At 68.3% G+C, this 23,193-nt stretch carries 18 protein-coding genes; 8 read left to right on the top strand and 10 right to left on the bottom strand.

The window, feature by feature from the left end:
• Positions 1 to 77: 77 nt before the first annotated feature.
• From I1A62_RS44630 to aspS, 6 genes are all read right to left on the bottom strand, one after another.
• Positions 78 to 1,529 (bottom strand): replication-associated recombination protein A, encoded by a 1,452-nt coding sequence (locus I1A62_RS44630; RefSeq protein WP_219458230.1) that lies wholly within the window; start codon positions 1,527 to 1,529, stop codon positions 78 to 80.
• A gap of 55 nt (positions 1,530 to 1,584) precedes the next feature.
• Positions 1,585 to 2,760, bottom strand: coding sequence for a phosphotransferase family protein (locus I1A62_RS44625; RefSeq protein ID WP_124390882.1), 1,176 nt, complete (start codon positions 2,758 to 2,760; stop codon positions 1,585 to 1,587).
• A 65-nt stretch (positions 2,761 to 2,825) separates the two neighbouring features.
• A complete protein-coding gene (locus I1A62_RS44620; RefSeq protein WP_219458229.1) occupies positions 2,826 to 3,776 on the bottom strand; it encodes a transglutaminase family protein in 951 nt (316 codons plus the stop codon).
• On the bottom strand, positions 3,773 to 6,352 hold the full coding sequence (locus tag I1A62_RS44615) for a circularly permuted type 2 ATP-grasp protein (RefSeq protein WP_219458228.1): 2,580 nt from the start codon (positions 6,350 to 6,352) through the stop codon (positions 3,773 to 3,775). The genes I1A62_RS44620 and I1A62_RS44615 overlap by 4 nt, the downstream gene beginning before the upstream one ends.
• Positions 6,352 to 7,323 carry a DUF389 domain-containing protein gene (locus I1A62_RS44610; protein WP_219458227.1) on the bottom strand — a complete coding sequence of 324 codons (972 nt, stop codon included), beginning with the start codon at positions 7,321 to 7,323 and terminating at the stop codon, positions 6,352 to 6,354. The genes I1A62_RS44615 and I1A62_RS44610 overlap by 1 nt, the downstream gene beginning before the upstream one ends.
• Positions 7,324 to 7,392: 69 nt before the next feature.
• The gene (aspS, locus tag I1A62_RS44605) at positions 7,393 to 9,201 is read right to left on the bottom strand and encodes an aspartate--tRNA ligase (RefSeq protein WP_124390878.1); all 1,809 of its coding nucleotides are present in this window, start codon (positions 9,199 to 9,201) and stop codon (positions 7,393 to 7,395) included.
• A 143-nt stretch (positions 9,202 to 9,344) separates the two neighbouring features.
• On the opposite strand from aspS, the gene I1A62_RS44600 reads away from it, so the two are divergent.
• From I1A62_RS44600 to I1A62_RS44590, 3 genes are all read left to right on the top strand, one after another.
• Positions 9,345 to 10,268 (top strand): neutral zinc metallopeptidase, encoded by a 924-nt coding sequence (locus I1A62_RS44600; protein WP_219458226.1) that lies wholly within the window; start codon positions 9,345 to 9,347, stop codon positions 10,266 to 10,268.
• Between the two features lie 63 nt (positions 10,269 to 10,331).
• The gene (locus I1A62_RS44595; RefSeq protein WP_124390876.1) at positions 10,332 to 10,958 is read left to right on the top strand and encodes a helix-turn-helix domain-containing protein; all 627 of its coding nucleotides are present in this window, start codon (positions 10,332 to 10,334) and stop codon (positions 10,956 to 10,958) included.
• 2 nt (positions 10,959 to 10,960) lie between these two features.
• Positions 10,961 to 11,677, top strand: a complete 717-nt coding sequence (locus tag I1A62_RS44590; protein ID WP_219458225.1) for an SRPBCC domain-containing protein — start codon at positions 10,961 to 10,963, stop codon at positions 11,675 to 11,677.
• A gap of 19 nt (positions 11,678 to 11,696) precedes the next feature.
• Here I1A62_RS44590 and I1A62_RS44585 read toward each other — a convergent pair whose 3' ends face one another.
• Complete coding sequence (locus tag I1A62_RS44585) at positions 11,697 to 12,152, bottom strand: hypothetical protein (RefSeq protein WP_219458224.1); 456 nt, start codon at positions 12,150 to 12,152, stop codon at positions 11,697 to 11,699.
• 105 nt (positions 12,153 to 12,257) lie between these two features.
• On the bottom strand, positions 12,258 to 13,292 hold the full coding sequence (locus tag I1A62_RS44580) for an Rv2578c family radical SAM protein (protein WP_219458223.1): 1,035 nt from the start codon (positions 13,290 to 13,292) through the stop codon (positions 12,258 to 12,260).
• Between the two features lie 108 nt (positions 13,293 to 13,400).
• On the opposite strand from I1A62_RS44580, the gene I1A62_RS44575 reads away from it, so the two are divergent.
• The 3 genes from I1A62_RS44575 (at position 13,401) to I1A62_RS44565 (ending at position 17,602) form a co-directional block, all read left to right on the top strand.
• The gene (locus I1A62_RS44575) at positions 13,401 to 13,799 is read left to right on the top strand and encodes a RidA family protein (RefSeq protein ID WP_124390872.1); all 399 of its coding nucleotides are present in this window, start codon (positions 13,401 to 13,403) and stop codon (positions 13,797 to 13,799) included.
• Between the two features lie 112 nt (positions 13,800 to 13,911).
• Positions 13,912 to 14,895 carry a TrkA family potassium uptake protein gene (locus I1A62_RS44570; RefSeq protein WP_219458222.1) on the top strand — a complete coding sequence of 328 codons (984 nt, stop codon included), beginning with the start codon at positions 13,912 to 13,914 and terminating at the stop codon, positions 14,893 to 14,895.
• Between the two features lie 643 nt (positions 14,896 to 15,538).
• A complete protein-coding gene (locus I1A62_RS44565; protein ID WP_124390870.1) occupies positions 15,539 to 17,602 on the top strand; it encodes a transglycosylase domain-containing protein in 2,064 nt (687 codons plus the stop codon).
• An 84-nt stretch (positions 17,603 to 17,686) separates the two neighbouring features.
• Here I1A62_RS44565 and I1A62_RS44560 read toward each other — a convergent pair whose 3' ends face one another.
• Positions 17,687 to 18,979: a class I SAM-dependent methyltransferase gene (locus tag I1A62_RS44560; protein WP_219458221.1), complete on the bottom strand. Its 1,293-nt coding sequence runs from the start codon at positions 18,977 to 18,979 to the stop codon at positions 17,687 to 17,689.
• A 216-nt stretch (positions 18,980 to 19,195) separates the two neighbouring features.
• On the bottom strand, positions 19,196 to 20,434 hold the full coding sequence (locus I1A62_RS44555) for an RNA-guided endonuclease TnpB family protein (RefSeq protein WP_219458220.1): 1,239 nt from the start codon (positions 20,432 to 20,434) through the stop codon (positions 19,196 to 19,198).
• A gap of 33 nt (positions 20,435 to 20,467) precedes the next feature.
• Between I1A62_RS44555 and tnpA the strand changes: the two genes are divergently transcribed.
• Complete coding sequence (gene tnpA / locus I1A62_RS44550) at positions 20,468 to 20,980, top strand: IS200/IS605 family transposase (RefSeq protein WP_225858163.1); 513 nt, start codon at positions 20,468 to 20,470, stop codon at positions 20,978 to 20,980.
• Positions 20,981 to 21,383: 403 nt separating this feature from the next.
• The gene (locus I1A62_RS44545) at positions 21,384 to 23,162 is read left to right on the top strand and encodes an ATP-binding cassette domain-containing protein (protein WP_257890693.1); all 1,779 of its coding nucleotides are present in this window, start codon (positions 21,384 to 21,386) and stop codon (positions 23,160 to 23,162) included.
• The last annotated feature ends 31 nt before the right edge of the window (positions 23,163 to 23,193 follow it).

Raw genomic sequence — 23,193 nt, 5'->3', positions numbered from 1 at the left:
TCAGTGATCCTTATTGTCTGTCTCGAGGGCAACTACGGTCACCGGGTGGCTGGGCACACCCGGCGGTTCGGCAACATTCAGCTTAACCGGCCACCCTGACGGTTCGTGCCGCGGACGATGGCGCGCAGTTTGTCCACACGCCCCGCGATGTCACGCTCGCCGCCGTGGGTGGTGGGCTGGTAGTAGTCGACGCCGACGAGCTCGTCGGGCGGATACTGCTGCGCCAGTACCCCGTCCGGGTGGTCGTGGGGATATCGGTAGCCGACGGCGTTGCCGAGCTTCGCCGCTCCCGCGTAGTGACCGTCGCGCAGGTGCGGTGGAACGAGCCCGGCGTTTCCCGCCGCGACGTCCGCCATGGCGGCGCCGAGTGCGGCGATGACGGCCCCCGACTTCGGTGCGGTCGCGAGGTGGATGGTGGCCTGGGCGAGCGCGAGGCGGGCCTCCGGCATCCCGATCAGCTGCACCGCCTGCGCTGCGGCGGTCGCGGTCTGCAACGCGGTCGGGTCGGCCATCCCGATGTCCTCGCTGGCGTGGACGACCAGCCGGCGCGCGATGAAGCGAGGGTCCTCGCCCGCGGTCAGCATCCGCGCCAGGTAGTGCAGGGCGGCGTCGACGTCCGAGCCGCGGATCGATTTGATGAAGGCACTGATCACGTCGTAGTGCTGGTCGCCGTCGCGGTCGTAGCGAACGGCGGCCTTGTCGACGCTCGCCTCCACCGTCGCAAGGTCCAGCAGCACGGGACGGTCCGCGTCACCGGCCTGGTCGAGCGCCGCGCCCGCCGCCGCCTCGAGCGCGGTGAGCGCGCGCCGAGCGTCACCGGCCGCGAGGCGCACCAGATGGTCCATCGCGTCGCCGGCGATCTCGATATCCCCGCCGAGACCCCGCTCGTCGGTGCGCGCCCGCTCGAGGAGGTTCTCGATGTCGTCCGCCGTCAGCGACTGCAGTTGCAGGACCAGTGAGCGGGACAGCAGCGGGGACACAACGGAGAACGACGGATTCTCGGTGGTGGCGGCCACCAGCAGCACGATCCGGTTCTCCACTGCCGCCAGCAGTGCGTCCTGCTGGGTCTTCGAGAAGCGGTGCACCTCGTCGATGAACAGCACCGTCTGCTCACCCGCGAGGAGCCGTCGGCGGGCCAGTTCGATGACGCCACGCACTTCCTTCACGCCCGCGGACAGCGCGGACAGCGCCTCGAAGCGGCGCCCGGTGGCACCGGAGATCAACGACGCCAGCGTGGTCTTGCCGGTGCCCGGCGGACCGTACAGCAGCACGGACGCCGCCCCCGACCCCTCCACGAGGCGCCGCAGCGGCGCACCGGGGCCGAGGAGATGCTGCTGCCCGACCACCTCGCCGAGCGTGCGGGGACGCATGCGCACGGCCAGCGGTGCGCGGTGGTCGACCGGCACCGGACCGGGAACCGGGCGCGTAGCCGCCGCCTCGTCCGACTGCGCCGTCTCGTCCGACCGCACCGTCTCGAACAGGCCCGCCGACTCGTCCTCGCCGACATCCGAACCGAAAAGATCGCTCACAAGTTCGACGCTACTGGAACCCGCACCGTCCGACCCAGTCCGGCCGGACCACGGGTCAGCCGACGGACAGTCCCCGGATCTTGTCAGCGATGAGGCGGGCGTCGTGGGCGACCACCGTGTTCCCCGCGTGATCCGCCGAACGGGCCAGCTTGTCCCAGCGCTGGGTCAGCGCCTCGGACCGCGGCACCGACAGGTGATGCTCGCGGACCGCGGCGATCCGCGTGTGGTTGTCCGGCAGGAACAGGTACGTGCTGAGCCACACCCAGATCAGTTGCGCCTCGACCATGCGGGCGGCCAGCACGTTGTCGTCGGCGAGCGCGGGCCACATCCCCACGACCTCCGCCCGCCAGGCCTCGATCATCGCCTGGGTGCGGTCCTCGGACAGTTCGATGCTGCACAGGCAGCCCGGGAAGGAGACCAGCGCGTACGCGATGTCGAGCATGGCGTCGCGGAAACCGCCCCACTCGTAGTCGAGGAACCGGACGCCCTCGTCGTTGACGATGATGTTGTCCGGGCACAGGTCGGACGGGCTGAACGCCCGGAACCGGCCGCTCTCGAACAGCTTCGCGGCCCGTGCCACCTGTTCGGTCAGTTCCGGGGACACGTCGACGCGGAGGATGTCGGACAGCAGGCCGGGCACGGCGGGCACCGCACGCTCCACCTGCTCGGCCACGGTGTCGTCGCAGTGCGCCACCTCGGCGCGGCGCAGCAGTGCGGTGAAGTCTTCTTCGCGGCCCACGGTGGCCGCGTGCATGCGGCCGAGCGCCTGGGCCATGGCCATCAGGGTGTTGGTGACGGTGTCGGAATCGGAGTGCTCGAGCAGCGCGCTGATCGGGGTGGCGTCCCCGAGGTCGCTGAGCACGAGGAGCCGGGCCTCGAGGTCGGATGCGAGCAGTTCGGCTCCGGGGCGGCTGTCCGTCGCCAGCGCCGTGGCGAACTGGTACGAGACGGCCTCGCGGAGGAAGGCGCTACGGCTGTCGCCGGACAGGTCGTCGGGATCGACGGCCCGCGCGCCGGACACACCGGACTCCTCGCGGACCTGCTTGATCACCAACGTCCGAGGAAGGGAGAACGGATTCTCCGCCACCCGCACACGGAGCACGATGGTGCGGCCACTACCGCCGAGATCCACGGGATCCACCAGTGTCACGGGTGCCCCTGTGCGACGGGTGAGCAGCTTCTCGGCTGCGGCAACTACCTCTGAAACGGGGTCTGCCAGTATTGCAGTCATCGCGGACCAACTTACCTGCTAGTGACACGGATCATCGAGTCCTCCTCCGGAAGCCCCGATGAATTTCAGCATTTCGGCTGATCCGGTGCGAGTACTTCCATCGGCGCCACGTCAACCGACACCGCAATGGTGCTGTTTCGTGCCTCTGTGTATATGACACCGCGCAGCGGCGGCACGTCGGCGTAGTCCCGGCCCCACGCGACCACGGTGTACCGCTCGTCGACGAGCTGATCGTTGGTGGGGTCGAAGGCCAGCCACCGGTCACCCGGCATCCACACTGCGGCCCAGGCGTGCGTCGCGTCGATGCCGATCATCCGTTCCTTGCCGGGCGGCGGCTGCGTCGCCAGGTACCCGGACACATACCGGGCCGCGAGTCCGCGCGAACGCAGGCAGGCGATGGCGAGCCGGGCGAAGTCCTGGCACACGCCCGACCGCTTCTCCAGCACCTCCGCAACCCGCGTCGACACCGACGTCGACCCCGACTTGTACGCGAAGTCGCGGTGGATGCGGGTCGTGAGATCGACCACCGCGTCGACGAGGGGCCGCTCCGGCGGGAAGCTCGGCGCCGCGTACTCGCGGACCGCGTCGCCGATCTCGGGTGGCTCGAGGTCGAGGACGAACTCCTGCGCCATCGCCCCCTCGGTGCCCACCGGGCGGGACAGCTCCCACGGCGCGTTCGCCGGTGCGGCGGCGAGCCTCGCCCTGTCCGGTCCGTAGACCTCGATCTCGGATTCGGCCGACACCACCAGTTCCTCGTGCGGCGTGCTCACCTGGAAGTACAGGTCCCGGTTGCCGTACACGTCCGACCCGGTGGAACGGTCCGCGGGCGGCGGCGTGATCTCGACGACGGAAGCGACGCACCGCTGTTCCTCGGTGTCGCGCGGCAAGAGGTAACCCCGGCCGTACGAGGAGGTCACCGGCCCCGAGTACGTGTACGTCGTGCGGTGGGTGATCTTGTATCGGCGCAGAACCGGACATTCCGCTGCCGGGCCTGCCGGGGGTGTCGTGTCGGTCATGCGGGGACTCCGCCCGGGGAGGTGTTCCACGAGGTGCCGCTCCCCCACAGCGGCTGAGTGCCGCCGGGCAGCGACAGCTGACCCTTCAGCATCACGTCGGACAGTTCGCTCAGCAGTGCGCGCATCGTGGTCGTCAGCTCACCCAGCTCCTTCCGGGACCCGTTCGCATCGACCGATTCGAGTCGCACGGGGTCGACCCGGCGCACGGTGTTGACCATGTCCTCGGCAAGCCGCTCCGCGCGTGACGCACCCGAGGCGTCCGGCAGTGCGGCCAGATTCGTGCGCAACGCCTCCAGTTGGAACGCCAGCGACCGCGGGTTCTTCACGTCGAACAGCAGCAACTCGGCCACGGCCGCCGGGCGGATACCGCTGTTGCGGCGGCGGTAGACCACGGAACTCTCGGTGGCGACGAGAAGCGATTCGATCACCGTCCGTTCGGTCGCGGGATCCGTTTTCCGCCCGAGGGTCGAGTCCACCAGTGCGATCAGGGTGGCTGCCCGCTCGATCCGTTTGCCGATGTCCATGACGTGCCAGCCGGTGTCGCGGACCAGCGACTCCGCGGCGATCCCGGACAGGGCGAGCATGCCGCCGAGCACCGCGGACTGCGCCTCGAACAGCGCGGACCCGTCGTCGACGGTGTCGGCGGTGACCTGCCCGAGCGCGCGTTCGACGGTGCTGAGGACGGCCCAGATGTCGTTCGACAGTTGCCCGCGCACGGCCCGCGCGGCCTGCTCGACGCCGCGCACCGCGTGGGCGAGCGAGCCGTCCCGGTCGGGGTCCGCCGTCAGCGAGCGGAACTCGGAGCGCACCCGTCGCTGGTCGGTGACCGGACCGGAGCCCGGGTCGGCCCCGAGATCGAGCCCCTCCGGGTGATTCCCGGCGTCGGCGACCCGCAGGACCGTGTTCAGCAGGATCGGGAGGCTTCCGCCGCCCGCCAGCCACGGTCGCAGGCGGTAGTCGCGGTACTTCTCCCCCACGGCGATCATCAGCCGGGCCGCACCCTCGGCGCGTTCGGCGAACCGGCCCATCCAGAACAGTTCGGTCAGCGCGCGCGGCGACGTCATCAGGTCGGACGTCGTCGCCGCATACGTGGGCAGGGTCTCCCCGTCCCGCTCGGCGCCGTCGCCCGGGTCGGTGGACGCGGTGCGCTGCGCCAGCCGGATCCAGACGTCCTTCGCCCCGGCGTGGCGGCGGTCCCCGCGCTCGGCCCCGGGAACGAGGGACGTGCCGAGACCGCCGGCCATCGGGGTGAATCCCACCTGCTGCGCGACGCTGAACAGCCGCATCCCGACCGGTGCCAACACGACATCCCCGGACCGGTCGGCGGCAGGCGCGTACGACGGGTCCGGGACGATCTGCCCGACCCACCGCTCGGGTTCGGCCCGCACCCGGCCCAGCAGGGCCTCCCGGTCGGCGTCACGGAGTTCGGCGGGCACGATCGGCGCACCCCCGTGCACCGCGCGCAGCACCATCGACGAGGCGTTCGCGAGGATGTGCGACAGCTCCGACCGGTCGCCGCCCCAGAAACTCGGAACCGACGGCAGCAGCAGATCCTCGTCGAGCAGCCGGCGGCACAGGTCCGGAAGCAACCGGGTGAGCGCGGGGTTCTCGAGGATTCCGCTGCCGAGGGTGTTGACGACGGTCACGCCGCCCCGCCGCAGCACCTCGACGAGACCGACCACGCCGGACCGCGAGCCGGGGCGCAGGTCGAGGGGGTCGGCGAGGTCGGCGTCCACCCGCCGGACGATGACGTCGACGCGTTCCAGACTGCCGAGGGACCGCATCCACACGTGGCCGTCGCGGACCACCAGGTCGGCACTCTCCACGAGCGGGAAGCCGAGGACCGTCGCCAGATACGCCTGATCGAATGCGGCCTCGGACCGGGTGCGGGGGCTGAGGACGACGACGAGCGGGTCCTCGGTGCCCGCGGGAGCGGCGTCGATCGCCGCGAGCCGCATCGACTGGGCGAACGAGGACAGCGGGCGCGGTCCGACCGTCTCGTAGATACCGGGCATCGCCCGTGCGATGACGCGGCGGTCCGCCATCGCGTAGCCGGCGCCCGCCGGGGACTGCGTGTGGTCGCGCAGCGCGTGGAACGTGCCGTCCGCCCCGCGGCCGACGTCGAGTCCGTGCAGGAACAGCTGGTGGCGGCCCGGCACCGTGATGCCGTGCGCCGCACGGACGTAGCCGGGGTGCCCGAACACCGTGCGGGCCGGGACGGCGCCGCTCCGGACGAGGGTCATCGGTCCGTACAGGTCCGCGAGTACCGCGTCGAGAAGCCGGGAGCGCTGCACGAAACCCGCCGCGAGCTGCTCCCACTCCTCGGCGGCGACGATCAGCGGGACCGCGTCGATCTCCCACCGGGGCGATGCGGTCGGCGCGTCCGAACCGTCGAGGGGGTTGTAGGTGATCCCGTGGTTGTCGACGAGCAGCCGGATGCGGGACTGCAGGCGGAGGACGGAGTCGGGCCCGCCGTCCGTGAAGTCCTTGGCCAATTCCGCCCACGGTTCCCGGAGGCCGCCGTCACCGTCGAACAGTTCGTCGTAGCCCGCGCCGTCGTGCGGCGAGATGCTCATCAGGCCCTCCGCCGCTGCGCCGGGGAGCGATCTTTGCGCGCCTGCTCGAGCAGCCGGCGGGGATCGCCGCCGCTGCGCAGTCGCAGCGCCAGGACCAGGACGCCGGCGACGACGATGCCCACCATGTTGACCCCGAGTTGCAGCGCCGCCAAGGCCGCGACGCGCCATTCGCCCACGGTGACCGCGACGACGGCGAATCCGGCCGCCGGAACGGTGGTGACCGAGATGAAGACACCGACGAGTGCCGCCGACTTCGAGGACACGAGCGCGAGCATTCCTGCCGCGCCGGCGAGCAACGCGACGATCAGCGACAGCGGGCCGACCCGGTAGATGAAGTCGACCTGGTCGAGCGACTCGATGCTCTCGAACTCCATCCACCCGATTCGCTCCATCGCCAGCGTCGCGAGCAGTGTCGCCGCCATCGCGAACGGGAAACCGAACAGCAGGGCGATCAGCGACCGCCGGGCCAGCCCGAGCTTGCGCCGCATCAGGGCGACGGCGAGCGCGGCGAGCGGGCCGAACTCCGGCCCCACCACCATGGCCCCGACGACGGTGATCGGTGAGTCGGTCACCACGCCCACCGCGGCCAGCAGGCAGGCGATGGTGAGGAACGCGAGGAACGTGACGTTGAGCGTCGATTCCTCACGCGTCCGGCTGACCAGTTCCTCCCACACGACGCTGTCCGCGGGATCGCCCGGGGCCGCCTTCTCCGCCTCGCGCGCGGACTTCGAGAGCACCGTTTCGACGGGCTCCACCGTGATCGCGCCGGTGCGGTCGATGCCCAGGGCCTCGAGCGCGTCGATCACATCGTTGGCCGCCTCGCGGGCGACGTCGGTTTGGATCGCGTCGCCGGCGGGGTCGATCGCCGCCTGTCGCAGCACCACCACGTGGGTGGCGCCGGGTTCCGCGGCGAGCACACCGAGGACGTCCTCGGTGTGCTCGGCCGGACAGATCACTCGCAGGTGCAACATCGTGTCCCCCGGCTGTTCCGCGTCGTCCGATCGTTCGAGCCCGCCGGCGACACCCGCCGGCGGACCCGCCTACTTCTCGGCGTGGGCGTCGGGCTTCGCCGCGGCGGCGTCGCCCTTCGGCTCCGGCTTGGCGTCGACACCCGATTCCTTGCGCTGCTGCGCGGTGATCGGCGCAGGCGCACTGGTCAGCGGATCGACACCGCCACCCGACTTCGGGAACGCGATGACCTCACGGATCGAATCCACCCCGGCCAGCAGGGCGGTGATCCGGTCCCAGCCGAACGCGATGCCGCCGTGCGGCGGCGCCCCGAACGCGAACGCGTCGAGGAGGAAGCCGAACTTCTCCTCGGCCTCCTCGTGGGAGATGCCCATCACCTTGAACACTCGTTCCTGAATGTCCTTGCGGTGGATACGAATACTGCCGCCGCCGATCTCGTTGCCGTTGCAGACGATGTCGTAGGCGTACGCGAGCGCGGAACCCGGGTCGGTGTCGAACGTGTCGATCGACTCCGGCTTCGGCGAGGTGAACGCGTGGTGCACCGCCGTCCAGGCGCTGTACCCGAGCGCGACGTCGCCGCTCGCGGTGGCGTCCGCGGTCGGCTCGAACAGCGGTGCGTCGACGACCCACACGAACGCCCACGCGTCCGGGTCGATGAGGTTCTGCTTGCGGGCGATCTCGCCGCGGGCGGCGCCGAGCAGCGCGCGGGAGGACTTGGTGGCGCCGGCGGCGAAAAAGATGCAGTCGCCGGGCTTCGCGCCGACGTGCGCGGCGAGGCCCTCACGTTCGGCGTCGGTGAGGTTCTTGGCCACCGGTCCGCCGAGCGTGCCGTCCTCGCCGACGAGTACGTACGCCAGACCCTTCGACCCGCGCTGCTTCGCCCACTCCTGCCAGGCGTCGAGCTGCTTCCGCGGCTGGCTCGCGCCGCCGGGCATGACCACCGCACCGACGTATTCCTGCTGGAAAACGCGGAACGTGGTGTCCGTGAAGAACTCGGCGCACTCGACCAGTTCGACACCGAACCGCAGGTCCGGCTTGTCGGAACCGTAGCGGCGCATCGCCTCGGCGTACGTCATCCGCGCGATCGGCGTCTTGATCTCGTGCCCGACCAGCTTCCACAGCGAGGTCAGCACCTCCTCCGCGAGGAGGATGACGTCGTCCTGGTTGACGAAGCTCATCTCGATGTCGAGCTGCGTGAACTCGGGCTGACGGTCCGCGCGGAAATCCTCGTCGCGGTAGCAGCGCGCGATCTGGTAGTAGCGTTCGATGCCGCCGACCATGAGCAGCTGCTTGAACAGCTGCGGGCTCTGCGGAAGCGCGTAGAAGCTGCCCGGCTGCAGTCGCGCGGGAACCAGGAAGTCGCGGGCGCCCTCCGGCGTCGACCGCGTCAACGTGGGCGTCTCGACCTCGACGAACTCGTGGTGCGCGAGCACCGCGCGGGCCGCGGCGTTGACCTTGGACCGCAACCGGATGGCGTGACCGGGACCCTCACGGCGCAGGTCCAGGTAGCGGTACTTCAGGCGCGCTTCCTCGCCGGCCTGGTCGTCCAGCTGGAACGGCAGCGGCGCGCTCTCGTTGAGGACCTCGAGCTCGGTGACGTTGACCTCGATCGCCCCGGTGGGGATCTCGAAATTCTGGTTGCCCTCGGGACGGACCTCGACCACACCGGTGACCTTGACGCAGTACTCGGCGCGCAGACGGTGGGCCTGCTCGGCGGCGGCGCCCTCACGGAACACCACCTGAGACACGCCCGACGCGTCACGTAGATCGATGAAGATCACCCCGCCGTGATCACGACGCCTGGCAACCCAACCGGTGAGGGTTACGGTCTGCTGGGCCTGCTCGGCTCGCAATGAACCGGCGAGATGTGTGCGCAGCACGGGATTCCTTTCGAAACATGGGGCAAGCTACTTCGTTGGCTGAGATCCTACGGAGACACCGTGCGTGAGCGGAAACGCACACCCGCTTCACGTGGGAGGCTCGATCGGCACGCACCGGAAAACTGAAGAGAAAGCGAAGACACATGACCTTCAACGAGGGCGCCCGAATGGACTCCGGCCGGGTGTCGACCGGAGGTGGCGGCGGCGGTGGCCTCGGCGGCAAGTTCGCGATAGGTGGCGGCGCGGGCGGTCTGATCGTGCTGGTTCTGGCGCTGCTCCTCGGCGGCGATCCCGGTTCGCTGCTCGGCGGTCTCAGCGGCACCACCGAGTCCGGCCAGAACTCCGGCGCCGGCCTCGCGGGGTGCGAGACCGGCGCGGACGCCAACCGGGACGTCAACTGCCGGGTGGTGTTCACCGCGGGCAGTCTCGACTCCGTGTGGGGACAGGAACTCGCGCAACAGACCGGCACCGCGTACGTGCCGCCGGAGGTCGTGCTGTTCTCCGGTTCCGTCAGCACCGGCTGCGGCAACGCGACCAGCGAAGTCGGGCCGTTCTACTGCCCGGCCGACTCGACCGCGTACTTCGACACCAGTTTCTTCCAGCTCCTCGTCGACCGCTTCGGGTCCAGCGGCGGCCCGCTGGCGCAGGAGTACGTGGTGGCGCACGAGTTCGGTCACCACATCCAGAACCAGCTCGGCGACATCGGACGGGCGCAGGCCGACCCGCGCGGCGCCGACTCGGCCGCGGTGCGGACCGAACTGCAGGCCGACTGCTACGCGGGCGTGTGGGCCCACTACGCCGACACCCTCCCCGGCCCCGACGGCGGACCGCCGTTCCTGAACACCCTCACCGACACCGACATCGACGACGCCCTGTCCGCCGCCTCCTCGGTTGGCGACGACCGCATCCAGCAGTCGGCGGGCGCCCGGGTGAATCCGGAGGGCTGGACGCACGGCTCGTCGCAGCAGCGCCAGAAGTGGTTCGCCACCGGATACCGGACCGGCAAGGTGCAGGCCTGCGACACCTACTCGGCACGCGATCTGAACAACCCGCCCGCGCTCCGCTGACCGACATCCACCGACAGATTATTTTGTCTTGACAGAATTTACTGTCGGTGCGAGAGTTGACGCATGTTGGACGTAGCAGTGATCGATCAAGCGGCCGCCGCCGAGATCTCCCTGGACCCGGTCCGGGCGCGGTTGCTGGCGGCGCTCGCCGAACCCGGTTCGGCGAGTTCCGTCGCCGAGCAGGTGGGATTGACCCGGCAGAAGGCCAACTACCACCTGCGGGCGCTCGAGGAACACGGTCTCGTCGAACTCGTCGAGGAACGCAGGAAGGGCAACGTCACCGAACGCCTGTTCCAGGCCACTGCCGCGTCGTACGTCATCTCCCCCGCCGCGTTCGCCGCCCTCGCGCCCGATCCCGACCGGGCACCGGACCAACTGTCGGCCCACTGGCTGGTGGCACTGGCTGCGCGACTGGTCCGTGAGGTCGGCGAGTTGATCGCCGGCGCCACCGCGGCACGCCAGCCGTTGGCCACTTACGCGATCGACAGCGAGATCCTGTTCGCGTCGGCGGCCGACCGCTCCGCGTTCGCCGACGAACTCGGCGAATCCGTCAAGAACCTGGTGTCCCGCTACCACGACGAGAACGCCTCGAACGGGCGCAGGCACCGCCTCGTCGTCGCACTGCATCCGAGCCTGAAAACACCGTCCGCGCAAGCGAAGTCATCCGACAACCGTCACGAGGAGAGCTAGTCATGTCGAAGAATTTCGAGATCCGCCGCGAAGTCGTCCTGAACGCCACCCCAGAGGACGTGTTCGCCGCCGTCACCACCGGCACCGGCGGTTGGATGTTCCCCACCGAACTCGATCCCGGGGTCGGCAACGAGGGACCCGACGACCCCGCCGTCGTCGCGTGGGAGCCGCCGCAGAAGTTCGCGGTCCGCCAGGAGGGACCCGACGGCTGGTTCAACGCCCTCGAGTACCTCATCGAGGCGCGCGACGGCGGCACGGCAGCACTGCGCTACGTGCACAGCGGCATCTTCACCGACGACTGGGACGCGCAGTACGACGGCGCCGACAAGCACACGACGTTCTACCTTCACAGTCTCGGCCAGTACGTCCGGTACTTCGCGGGCCGCTCCGCCACCTACATCGCGACCGGCGGCCCGGCGGGCTCCGCCGATCCCGGCGCGATGACCACCCTCCGCGGGGCGCTCGGCCTGTCCGACACGTCGACCGCCGGCGACACCATCACCGTCGACGTCCCCGGTTTCGGCACGGTGGACGGCGTCGTCGACTACCTGACGCCGCACTTCATCGGCATCCGGACCGCCGACGCGCTGTACCGGTTCTACGGCCGCAACGCGTTCGGCGGAACGGTCGACGCGGCGCACCACCTGTTCGCCGCGGGCGCCGACCAGGAGAAGTCGCAGGACGCGTGGAAGTCCTGGCTGGACGACGTCTTCGCCTGATCCTCCGTCCTGCCCGAGTTCAGGAAGCCGTGAACTCGCCCCTACCCGGAATGTTCGGTGTGCTCGGGGTGATCTCGACACTGACGCGACCCGCCCCCGGATCGAAGTGGACGGCCGTCGGCGCCCCCGGACCGTCCCATCCGCTCAACGCCCATTGCTTCGTTCCGGAGGCGCCGGTGTCGAGGTTGCGCCAACGCATTGATCCGTCGACCATGCAGACCCGGGAAGTGCCCACGAAATGCGTCGTCAGCATGACGTAGTTCGGCCCGTACGGCCCCGGGTAGCCGGACGACGCCTGGGCGTCGATCCGGCCACCGCACACGCTGATGTCGCCGGGGTTCAGACCGTGCCCGATCGTGAACGTGGATGTCAGCGTGGCCGTATCCGCAACGGCGGCAGTGGGTGCGCCGAACAGTGCGGCAGCGGCAAACGACGCCACCACCGCCGAACGGACTACCAGATTTCCCACAGTCATGACACTCCTCGGTCGTGTGCGGCGGGCGAACCCCTCCCCCGTGTGTCTCCGGGAATGCCGGGCGCGTTACGCGTCCGCACGGTTGGGGTCGACACACCGTCCACGTCAGAAGAGGGTGAGCGCCGGTCCGGGTCGACCGGCCCCGACCAGTTCACCGCGGTCCGGGTCGAGCTGCCCGGCGTCCCGATGTTTCGCACCGCCGCCGAGGCCGTACCGGTCGACGAGGGGGTCGACTCGCTGCTTCAGCCACGACTTGTATTCGGGCGGAACGTAGGACGCCCGCCCGTACAACTGCCGGTACTGGCGGACGAGCGCGGGATGCTCCGTCGACAGCCAGTTCATGAACCAGCCCTTGGTGCTGCCGCGCAAGTGCATCGGAAAGACGGTCACGCCCGAGGCACCGGCATCGGCGATCGATTCGAGCAGGCCGTCCAGGTGCCGCACCGAATCGGTGAGGAACGGAATCACGGGAGCCACCATCACATTGCACGGCAGCCCGGCGTCGGTGATCGCCCGGATCAGATCGAGACGCGCCTTCGGGGTGGGTGTTCCCGGTTCGATCGACTTCTGGAGGTCGGGATCGTGGATCGCCAGCGAGACGCCGATGCTCACCGGCACCTGCTGGGCGGCCAGAGTCAGGAGCGGGAGGTCGCGCCGCAGCAGCGTCCCCTTGGTCAGAATCGAGAACGGGGTCGCGGATTCGGCGAGCGCGCGAATGATGCCGGGCATCAGACGGTATCGGCCCTCGGCGCGCTGATACGGATCGGTGTTGGTGCCGAGCGCCACGTGTTCACGCTTCCACGACCTGCGCCCCAACTCCTTGCGCAGCACCGCCGCGACGTTGGTCTTCACGACGATCTGATTGTCGAAGTCGCCGCCCGCATCGAGGTCGAGGTATTCGTGGGTGGGCCGGGCGAAACAGTAGCGGCATGCGTGCGAGCACCCGCGAAAGGCGTTGACGGTGAATCGGAATGGTAGTTGCGACTCCTCGGGCATCTTGTTCAGCGCACTCTTGCAGAGCACTTCGTGGAAGGTGATGCCATCGAACTCGGGTGTCTGCACGCTGCGCACGAGTCCGGCGCGTTCCAGCCCTGGCAATGCACCGTCGTCGGCGTCGACCGCTTGCCCATCCCACCTCATGAGTACATGCGAACATTTGTTCTAACCGGTGTCAAGGCTTCGCACCGGGTGGACACCAGATCGTCGACGTCGACCGCGCCGGTGAGAGCGAGGTCGACGCTTGCGAGAATGTCGCTCATGTCGAACAGAAACAACATCTCGTCCGGTTCCGAGTGGGAAGGCAAGATCGGCTATTCCCGCGCCGTGCGCATCGGTCAGCTCGTGTCCGTGTCGGGTACCACCGCGTCGGGTCCCGACGGCCCCGTCGGCGGCGACGATCTCGCCGAGCAGACCCGCGAGGCGCTGCGCCGAATCGAGGCCGCGCTCGCGGAGGCCGGCGCGAGCACGACCGACGTGATCCGCACCCGCATGTACCTCACCGACATGAGCCGGTGGGAGGAAGCCGGCATCGCGCACGGCGAGGTCTTCGGCGAGATCCGGCCCGCCACGACGATCCTCGAGGTCAGCGCGCTGATCGCTCCCGGCCTGCTCATCGAGATCGAGGCCGACGCCGTCATCGGCGACTGACCGCCCCGGGGAGGCGGCACCGCACCGACGAGTGCCACGGCCGCCTCCCCACCTACCGGTGGTCCACCGGAAGTACCCACTCTTCGACGAGATTGGGTGAACAATTGTCGCGGTGAGCCCCCTGGGACGAATCGGTCGAGCGCTCCTCGCGTTCGCGCTGGTCGTCGTCATCGGCACGGCGGGCTACATCGTCCTCGGCTTCGGACTCCTCGACGCGCTCTATCAGACCGTCACCACGATCACGACCGTCGGATTCCGCGAAGTACATCCCCTCAGCCGCGTCGGAGAAATATTCACGATCACCCTCATCCTCGCGGGGGTGGGCACCGCGCTGTACATGTTCGGCGTCCTCCTCGAGGCGCTCATCGAGGGCCACCTGCGCCACCACATGGAGAGACGGCGAATGGACCGACGCATCAGCCGGATGACCGGCCACATCATCATCTGCGGATGGGGCCGCGTAGGTACTGCGAGCGCGCAATACCTCACCTCACTCGGCCGTGAGATCGTCGTCATCGACCGCGAACCGGACAGACTCCGAGATATCCAGCACCCCACCGTCATCGGAGACGTCACCGACGACCGAACCCTCGAAGCCGCCGGGATCGCGCATGCACACGCTTTGATCTCCGCGCTCGACACCGACGCCGACAACGTGTACGTCACACTGTCGAGCCGGGCATTGCGCCCGGACCTCATCATCATCGCCCGCGCCCGGAACGAGGGGTCGATGTCCAAACTCGTGCGCGCCGGCGCCAACCGGGTGGTCAACCCGCAATTGATCGGCGGCCGCAGAATGGGTTCCTTTGCGCTGCAACCCCACGTGGCCGAATTCTTCGACGTGGTGATGCACGACGAAACCCTCGACTACCGCATGGAAGAGATCACCGTCGGTTCCGCTTCACCCTGGGTGGGATACACGCTCGCGCAGATGGGACTTCAGATAAGCGGCGCCCTCCTGCTTGCGATTCGCACCGTCTCCGGTCAGTTCGTCGCCAATCCGGCGCCCACTATCCAACTCGAACCCGCAATGATCCTCATCGCTCTCGGAACGCCCGACGAACTCGATGCGGCACGCCACCACGTCAACCCGTGACTCCCTGCGCGGGTCAGGGATTCCCTCCCCGCGTACCCAGCCGGTGACGCCGCGTCCTTCCCCTTCGATTCGAGTTTCGGAATGGTGGAGGTTCCGCCGCAGCTCTCGGCCGCGGGGGAACGGAGAAACTCGCCGCGAACCCGGCGAAGAGAACGTTCCCGGGCGGAGACGACAACACGATCACCGAAGCGCGAAGGCTCGTCAACGCCTACCTCGAGACCCTACGCCCCCGAGGCGTGACGGCATCAGTCGTCGGGGTGGCCGGTCACGGCGGTCGAGAAGCGGCGCCACACATCAAGTATTCGAATCCGCCTGCGGAAAGAAATGCGTAGCACCGACTTACTGTGCTCGGCCACGACGTACGCGTCTCCAACTCGCCGAATCGGCAGAAGGCACCGAACTGGTGAGCACGCTACGTGGCCGCCTGCACCGCCGTGGTGCTCTCGATGGTGCTGGTCATGTACCCCGTCGACGCCTCCCTGGTGACCGTCTGCCACAGCGGCCCCGCTCGTCCGCATCCTCGGCTGACACACCCGGGAACACCTCGTGCGTGTCATTCGCGCCCCAACCGCGCCGAGGGGCCCGATAATCGGGCGAGCACCGGTTGCGTCGTTGCCGGTGCATCGTCGCAGGAGGTGCCGAATTGCAATCCAGGACCGTTCTCAAACTCACCGGCGCCACGGTGGCCGCGGGGGTGCTGCTGGCCGGGGTGATGTTCCCGATCGCCGCCGGGCTGGGGTACGCATCCAACCGGGCCGCAGACAGCGTCGGTAATTCCTCGGCCGAACTGGCCGACGGGGTGGTGCCTGCGGTGACGACGATGACCGACGTCACCGGGAACCCGATCGCCTGGCTGTACGACCAGCGCCGATTCGAGGTCCCCAGCGACCAGATCTCCAACGACATGAAACTGGCGATTCTCTCGATCGAGGACAGACGGTTCGGCGAACACCAGGGGGTGGACTGGCAGGGCACGATGCGGGCGTTCTTCACCAACACCACCAGCGGTCAGATCGAACAGGGCGCCTCGACGATCAATCAGCAGTACGTGAAGAACTACCTGCTGCACGTGGTCGCCAAGACCGACGGCGAACGCCGGGCCGCGATCGAGACCACGCCGGTCCGCAAGATCCGGGAGATCCGGATGGCGATGACCCTCGACCAGGAACTGTCCAAAGAGGAAATCCTCACCCGGTATCTGAACCTGGTGCCGTTCGGCAACGGTTCCTTCGGGGTGCAGGACGCCGCCCGCACGTACTTCGGCATCGACGCGAAGGACCTGAACCTGGCGCAGTCGGCGATGCTCGCGGGCATGGTGCAGTCCAGTTCCGCACTCAACCCGTACACCAACCCGGAGGGGGTGTTCGAGCGCCGCAACGTCGTCCTGGACACCCTGGTCGTGAATGTCCCGGACCGGGCCGCCGAGATCCGCGCCCTGAAGGAAACGCCTCTCGGGGTGCTCCCGAAACCGAACAACCTGCCCCGCGGATGCATCGCCGCCGGCGACCGCGGGTTCTTCTGCGACTACGCGTTGCAGTACCTCCAGAACGCCGGGCTGTCCCGGGAGCAGCTCGAACGGGGCGGCTACCTGATCCGCACCACCCTCGATCCGGCCGTACAGGGATCGGTGAAGTCGGCGGTGACCAAATACGCCGACCCGAAACTTCCGGACATCGCGAGCGTGATGAACGTCGTGCAGCCCGGACAGGACCAGCACCGGGTCCTGGCCATGGCGGGCAGCCGCAACTACGGTCTGGACGCAGCAGCCGCCGAGACGGTGCAGGAGCTGCCCTATTCACTGTCCGGGCACGGCGCCGGATCGGTGTTCAAGATCTTCACCACCGCAGCGGCCATGGAGAAGGGGCTTCGGCTGAACGCGATCCTCGATGTACCGGGCCGGTTCGATGCCTACGGGATGGGCGACGGCGGCGCCCCCGGGTGCCCCGGAGGCGCCTACTGCGTGCAGAACGCCGCCCCGTATCCGCGGGCACTGTCGGTCACCGACGCCCTCGCCCAGTCACCGAACACCGCGTTCGTGAAACTTCTCCAGGCCACCGGGGTCGATGCGACGGTGGACATGGCGGTACGCCTCGGCATGCGGTCCTACAACGAACCGGGCACCTCCGGGTTCGGGGACCAGAGCCTGGCCGACATGCAGAAAGACCAGAATCTGGGGTCGTTCACCCTCGGCCCCGTGTGGATCAATCCGCTGGAGCTGTCGAATGTCGCCGCGACCCTGGCCTCACACGGCAAGTGGTGCCCGCCGAGCCCGATCGACTCGATCGTCGACCGGCAGGGCCGGCCGGTCCCGCTCACTCAGCAGGCGTGCGAGCAGGTCATCGACCCCGGTCTGGCCGACACCCTGTCCAACGCGCTCAGCAAGGACGATCTGCCCGGTGGCACGGCGTCGGCCGCGGCCGGCGCCGCCGGGTGGAAACTGCCGATGTCCGGCAAGACCGGGACCACCGAATCGCACATGTCGTCGGCTTTCGTCGGGTACACGAACAACCTGGCCGGCAGCGTCTACGTGTTCGGGGACACGCCGACCCCGGGCCAGATCTGCACCAGCCCATTGCGCGCGTGCGGGGACGGGAACCTGTTCGGCGGCACCGAGCCGGCCCGCACCTGGTTCACGGCGATGATGCCGATCGCGAACAACTTCGGCCCCACCGCCCTGCCACCGATCGACCCGCGCTACGCCCGGTGACCGGGTGATGTGGAGGCCCGCGACGACCTGAGCGGGCCTCCACCCCGGTGCGGTTCAGCGCCACCCGGGTTCGGAACGCCAACCCTATGTGTGCGCCTTCAACAGTTCGTCACGGGTACCGGGCATGCCGCTGCTGCCCCGTTCGGTGCTTTTGACTGCCAGAATCTGGTTGATCCCGAGCCGGTTCGCCGAGAACGCCAACGCCGCCCCGGCCATGTACAGCCGCCACACCCGTGCCCGCCCGGCGCTGCTGGAAGCCACCGCCTCGTCCCAGTTCGCCTCCAGGTTCCCCACCCAGGCCCGCAGGGTCAGCGCGTAGTGCTCGCGCAGCGACTCGACGTCGCGCACCTCGAAGCCTGCCCCTTCGAGCGCGTCGATCATCGGTGCCATCGGTTCGATTTCGCCGTCGGGGAACACATAGCGATCGATGAACGACGTCGTGGAGAAACTGTCCGCGGTTTCGCGTGGTCGCCGCGAGATCGCATGGTTGAGCAACCGGCCCTCCGGGCGTAGCAGTGCGAACAGGTCCGCGGAGTAGGTCGACAGCATCGCGTCGCCGACGTGTTCGGCCATGCCGATGCTCGAGATCGCGTCGTAGGGGCCGTCCGCGACGTCGCGGTAGTCCTGCACCCGGATCTGCACCAAGTCCCCCACCCCGGCGTCGACCATCCGTTTGGCGGCGTAGTCCGCCTGCTCGTGGGACAGGGTGACACCGACGACGTGCGCGCCGTACTGACGTGCCGCGTGCAGCGCGAAAGTCCCCCACCCGCAGCCGACGTCGAGTACCCGCATCCCCGCGGTCAGGCCGAGCTTGCGGGCCACCAGATCGCATTTGGCGTACTGGGCCGCGTCCAGATCCCCGCCCGGCTCCGCCCAGTACGCACACGAGTAGGTCATCGACTCACCGAGCACGAGTCGATAGAAATCGTTGCCGACGTCGTAGTGGTGGCTGATCGCGGCGGCGTCCCGGGCCTTGTCGTGCCGGCGCCCGCGCGCCAATTTCATCTCCTCCGCCGGCGGCTTCGGTGGCAGCCCGACGATCCCCAGGCGCAGCGCCGCCGTCACCAGTGCCTTTTTCGTCTGCCCGTCGATACGCACACCGGGGCCCCGGCTCGGGTCCGCCACCTCCTCCAGCGCGTCCAGTCCGGCGAGCAGGTCACCCTCGATGTCGATGTCGCCGGACACGTAGGCCCGGGCGAAACCGAGATCGTTCGGCGCCCACAGCAACCGCCGCAGGCCACGCCGATTGACGAGGTGCACCTGCCACGGCGCGTCAGGAGGCCCACTGCGACTACCGTCCCAGCACCTGATACCCACCGGGACCTGTGTACCGAGCACCGCGCGAACCAGCGGAGCCACCGTGTCAGCGACCGTCATACCCACCTCCGTCGAAGTGTGGGTCCGGCGTGCGCACTTCATGCCGCTCGCCGTGACCCACAGACCTGTCAACCCTCAAACGTCCCGAAATCCACCTCGTCGACCATATCGATGGAACGTCCGTCGCCGCAGACCATCACACCAACTACTGCTACCGATTCGGGCGTCGCGATTCTCGAATCTCGCCGCCCGCACGCCTGGGAACGACTAGATCAACTACCCGGTCCTGAAGGACGCGGGTTTGCTGCTCACGTTCTCACTGGCTGTGAGAGGGGTGGCTGCTTTAGGCACGGTTGATTGGGCGGCCCGGTAGTTGTCGTGTCCGAGTGCGGCAATGTTGGCGGCGGCGTTATGGTCCGCGTGGCCGGTCCATCCGCAGCCGCGGCACCGGAAGAGTGCTTGACTGTGCCTATTCGCGGTGTCGCAGTACCCGCAGAGGTGGCACGTCTTACTGGTATTGCGAGGGTTGATCACCTGCACCGGCACCCCTGCGGCGTGCGCCTTATAGGTGATCTGGTCGCGCAGTTGCGCGTATGCCCAGGAGTGCAATTGTTGCCGTTGTCTGCGTGCGAGCCGTACCCGGTCCCGGATTCCCGACAGGTCTTCTACCGCGATTCCTTGACCGGTGCGTTGTGCCTGGGCAACAATCGTTTTCGAGAGTTGGTGATTGATGTCGGTGGCGTACCGAGTCTCCTTCCTACGCCGTTTCTTCAGTTTCCGTTTCGCGGACTTGGTCCCCACCTTCTGCAGCGCGGACCGGATGGTTCCGTTCTTTTTCCGGCGGGCGGTGACCGCACCACCGGACCACCGGACGTCGAGTTCGGCCGGGTCGTCTGCGGTGGTCACAGCCAGGTTCACGATCCCCAAGTCCACGCCCAGCCACCCGGTGGGGTCGTCGGCGGGGACCAGCTGCTGCGGTGCGTCGGTGTCGACGGTTGCATGCAGGTAGAAACATCCGTCGCGGAAAATCAGATCCGACTCGCCTGTGCGGTCGGCGAGCATTGTCAGCTGCCACGGCGCGCACACGAATCCGACGCCGCGCATCCGGCCCGCGCTCGTCCAGATCGACACCGTCGATCGATCGATCTGCCACGACAAGCACCGATCGTCGAACGGTTGGCCCGCGTCCTGACGGAACACGATCGCCTTACCCGCCACCTTCGCATACCGTGTCGATCCCGGCGTGCCGTAATTGCCGTTACGCAGGTTCGCTGTCCGGGTCGCGTACGCATCCGCGACTTTCTTGATGACCCGGATCGCCGGTTGCGCCGACAACCCGCACGCTTTGAGCTGGGCATAGACCCGCTTTTGCAGCGCGAACGGGCGCCGATCGGCGGCGGTGTGCGCGAGCTGCGCAACCATGTTCGCCCCCGCATTGCACAACTCCAGTGTCGATTTCAGCGCCACATACTGCTCCGGGGTGGGAGCCAGCTTCACGACAACGATCCGCTTCACCCTGCGCCTTTCCCTGCGGATACTCTTTGGTCTATGTCACCGAGATGGCCGCCTGACCCGAACGTACGCCGCGGCCGTAGCGTTGTCTACAACCTACATGCGCACTTGGTCTTCGTCACGAAGTATCGTCGCGGTGCGTTCACCGACCCGATGCTGACCCGATGCGGGCAGATCATGGCAGAGGTGTGTGACAAGTTCGGCGCAACGTTGACCGAGTTCACCGGAGAAACCGACCACGTCCACCTATTGATCCACTACCCACCTACCGTGCAACTCTCCACCCTGGTCAATAGCCTCAAGGGCGTCTCCGCTCGATACCTGCGCCAAGAGTTCCCCGACCACATCCAGAAATACCTGTGGGGCACTCACTTCTGGTCACCGTCCTACTTCGCCGCCTCCGCCGGCGGACCCCCACTCGCCATCGTCGCCGAGTACATCACCAACCAAAAACGACCAGAACCCACACAAGAAAGCGACCCCGCTACGCGCGATCCCGCAATACAGAATCAGCTTCCTCCCGGCCCCCAAGGGCCAGGCTTCCTCTGATTAACCCGGTGAATGTCGGTGTTCTCTGCTCGTCACGCCGACGACCCTGAAGTGGTCGCCCAGGTCGCCTGGACCCGCAGGCACAGCGAAAGGACTCTCCGTGCCCACTGACACCCCGCTGCAGCCGGACGGAATCCGTCGAAGAAGGCACGTGCACAGCTCCTGTCGACCGCGGTAGCACTCCTGGCCGAGCAATATGGTTGCGGCCAGGAAGCCGCCTTCGACGCACTCCTCGACATTGCCCCCCGCAACCACGCCAGCGTCGCCAACGCGGCCGAACACGTCCTGTCCCGACGATCGATGGTTGACGGCCGGAAATTCTTCGCCCGCGCCCCGGACGGACCTCGCGATTTGAGGCAAACGCCTCATGCGACGACGGAACCGGCGGACCGATGATCAGGGCATGACAAAGCGAGTTCAGGAATCACGGAAATCACCGGTCACGACCGAATCGGCAGTCGAACCACCGACCGTCGGGCGGTCCGCTACGTGCCTGTCGGATCATGCCCTCGAGGCGGTGGTCGGCGGGAGGGTCGATGCGGTCGACGTGAGTAGGCACGTCGGGGGGCGGCAGATCCTCCAGGAGCTGTCGATATCGGTCGAGCCGGGCGAGTTGGTCGCCATAGCCGGCGGCAGTGGAGCAGGAAAGAGCACGTTGCTGGAGGTCCTCGCCGGACTGCAACCACCGTCGGCCGGGGAGGTTCGGCACGACGGCGTCGTGCGCGGGGTCCGGGTCAGCGCCGATTCCCGGATCGGCTACGTACCCCAGGACGACATCATCCACCTCGAGATGCCCCTGCGCCGCACACTGCGCTACGCGGCGCGGCTCCGGCTGCCCGCGGGCACGTCGGCGGCCGAAGCGGACCGGATCGTCGACGAGACCATGCAGGACCTCGACCTGGCGGATCGGGCCGAGGTGCCGGTCCGTGCGCTGTCCGGCGGCCAACGCAAGCGGGCCAGCATCGCCGTGGAGCTCCTCACCCGGCCACACCTCTTCTTCCTCGACGAACCCACCTCCGGGCTCGATCCGTCGACCGCGGCCGACGTGATGCGCCTGCTGCGCCGACTCACCCAACGCGGGGTCTCAGTCGTCCTCACGACACACGAGCCCGCGGGCATCGACCGGTGTGACCGGGTGGTGTTCCTCGCTCGGGACGGCCACCTGGCCTTCACCGGCAGCCCGACCGAGGCTCGGCGCTACTTCGGTGTGGCGGATCTCGCCGAGGTGTACGACCGGCTGGCACGGGAGCACACCCCTCAGATCTGGGCGCAGCGATTCGCGGCCATCGGTGAGAATGCGGACGCCCGGCCCGAATCTGCTCCACCGCCCCTCCCGGCCACCCGTTCGGACGACGAACGCCCGGGCATGGTGCGGCAATGGTGGCTACTCACACGACGCAATGTCGATGTTCTCCTTCGTAACCAGCTGACCCTGGCGGTCCTGCTCGGCTCACCGGTGCTGGTCACGGCGATGATGGCGACGCTGTTCCAGCGCGGCGCGTTCGACCCGCGCAGCGCGGCCGACCTCGGCCCCGCCCAGATCGTGTTCTGGATCGCCTTCGCGGGCTTCTTCTTCGGCCTCACCTACGGACTGCTCCAGATCGTCGGGGAGATGGCCGTCTTCCGGCAGGAGCGCCTGGCCGGGCTCAGCGTGGGCGCCTACGTGGCATCCAAGGTGACAGCGCTGCTTCCGGTGCTGGCCGGAGTGAGCGCGCTGCTTCTCGGTGTACTACGGGCGCTCGGTCGGCTCCCCGCTGTCGGATGGCACGTGTACGCCTTCCTGTTCGTGACGATTGTGATCGAAGCGACGTCCGCACTGGTCCTCGGTTTGCTCGCGTCGGCCGCGGTCTCCAACGCCGCGCAGGCCGCCCTCGCCCTGCCGATGCTCTGTTTCCCCCAGGTTCTGTTCGGTGGCGCCATCGTCCCCGTCGACGAGATGGCCGTCCCTGGACGCCTGATGAGCCTCGGCCTGTCCAACCGTCACGCCTTCGAAGCACTGGGTCGCGACCTGGATCTCGACCGGTACAGCGCCACGGTGCCGGCCATGTCCGCCTACGGCGACACCTTCCGGGGTGGTACCGGCGGCAGTCTCGTCGCGCTCGCCTCGTTCGCCGTGGTCGTCACACTGGCCACGGTGTGGGTACTGGACCGGCGGTCCCGGCCCGGCGCATCCCGGCGATGACGGCCCGGCACGGTCGGTCCCGCCGGCCGGT

Source organism: Rhodococcus sp. USK10 (assembly GCF_019378875.1).
GTDB lineage: Bacteria > Actinomycetota > Actinomycetes > Mycobacteriales > Mycobacteriaceae > Rhodococcus_F > Rhodococcus_F pseudokoreensis.
This window is presented reverse-complemented; position numbering and strand designations above follow the sequence as displayed.

Excerpts from the sequence above, each read along its gene's own strand:
- I1A62_RS44625 (WP_124390882.1), bottom strand. The coding sequence starts at position 2,760 with ATGACTGCAATACTGGCAGACCCCGTTTCAGAGGTAGTTGCCGCAGCC.
- I1A62_RS44620 (WP_219458229.1), bottom strand. The coding sequence starts at position 3,776 with ATGACCGACACGACACCCCCGGCAGGCCCGGCAGCGGAATGTCCGGTT.
- I1A62_RS44615 (WP_219458228.1), bottom strand. The coding sequence starts at position 6,352 with ATGAGCATCTCGCCGCACGACGGCGCGGGCTACGACGAACTGTTCGAC.
- I1A62_RS44610 (WP_219458227.1), bottom strand. The coding sequence starts at position 7,323 with ATGTTGCACCTGCGAGTGATCTGTCCGGCCGAGCACACCGAGGACGTC.
- I1A62_RS44600 (WP_219458226.1), top strand. The coding sequence starts at position 9,345 with ATGACCTTCAACGAGGGCGCCCGAATGGACTCCGGCCGGGTGTCGACC.
- I1A62_RS44595 (WP_124390876.1), top strand. The coding sequence starts at position 10,332 with ATGTTGGACGTAGCAGTGATCGATCAAGCGGCCGCCGCCGAGATCTCC.
- I1A62_RS44590 (WP_219458225.1), top strand. The coding sequence starts at position 10,961 with ATGTCGAAGAATTTCGAGATCCGCCGCGAAGTCGTCCTGAACGCCACC.
- I1A62_RS44585 (WP_219458224.1), bottom strand. The coding sequence starts at position 12,152 with ATGACTGTGGGAAATCTGGTAGTCCGTTCGGCGGTGGTGGCGTCGTTT.
- I1A62_RS44580 (WP_219458223.1), bottom strand. The coding sequence starts at position 13,292 with ATGAGGTGGGATGGGCAAGCGGTCGACGCCGACGACGGTGCATTGCCA.
- I1A62_RS44575 (WP_124390872.1), top strand. The coding sequence starts at position 13,401 with ATGTCGCTCATGTCGAACAGAAACAACATCTCGTCCGGTTCCGAGTGG.
- I1A62_RS44560 (WP_219458221.1), bottom strand. The coding sequence starts at position 18,979 with ATGACGGTCGCTGACACGGTGGCTCCGCTGGTTCGCGCGGTGCTCGGT.
- tnpA (WP_225858163.1), top strand. The coding sequence starts at position 20,468 with ATGTCACCGAGATGGCCGCCTGACCCGAACGTACGCCGCGGCCGTAGC.
- I1A62_RS44545 (WP_257890693.1), top strand. The coding sequence starts at position 21,384 with ATGACAAAGCGAGTTCAGGAATCACGGAAATCACCGGTCACGACCGAA.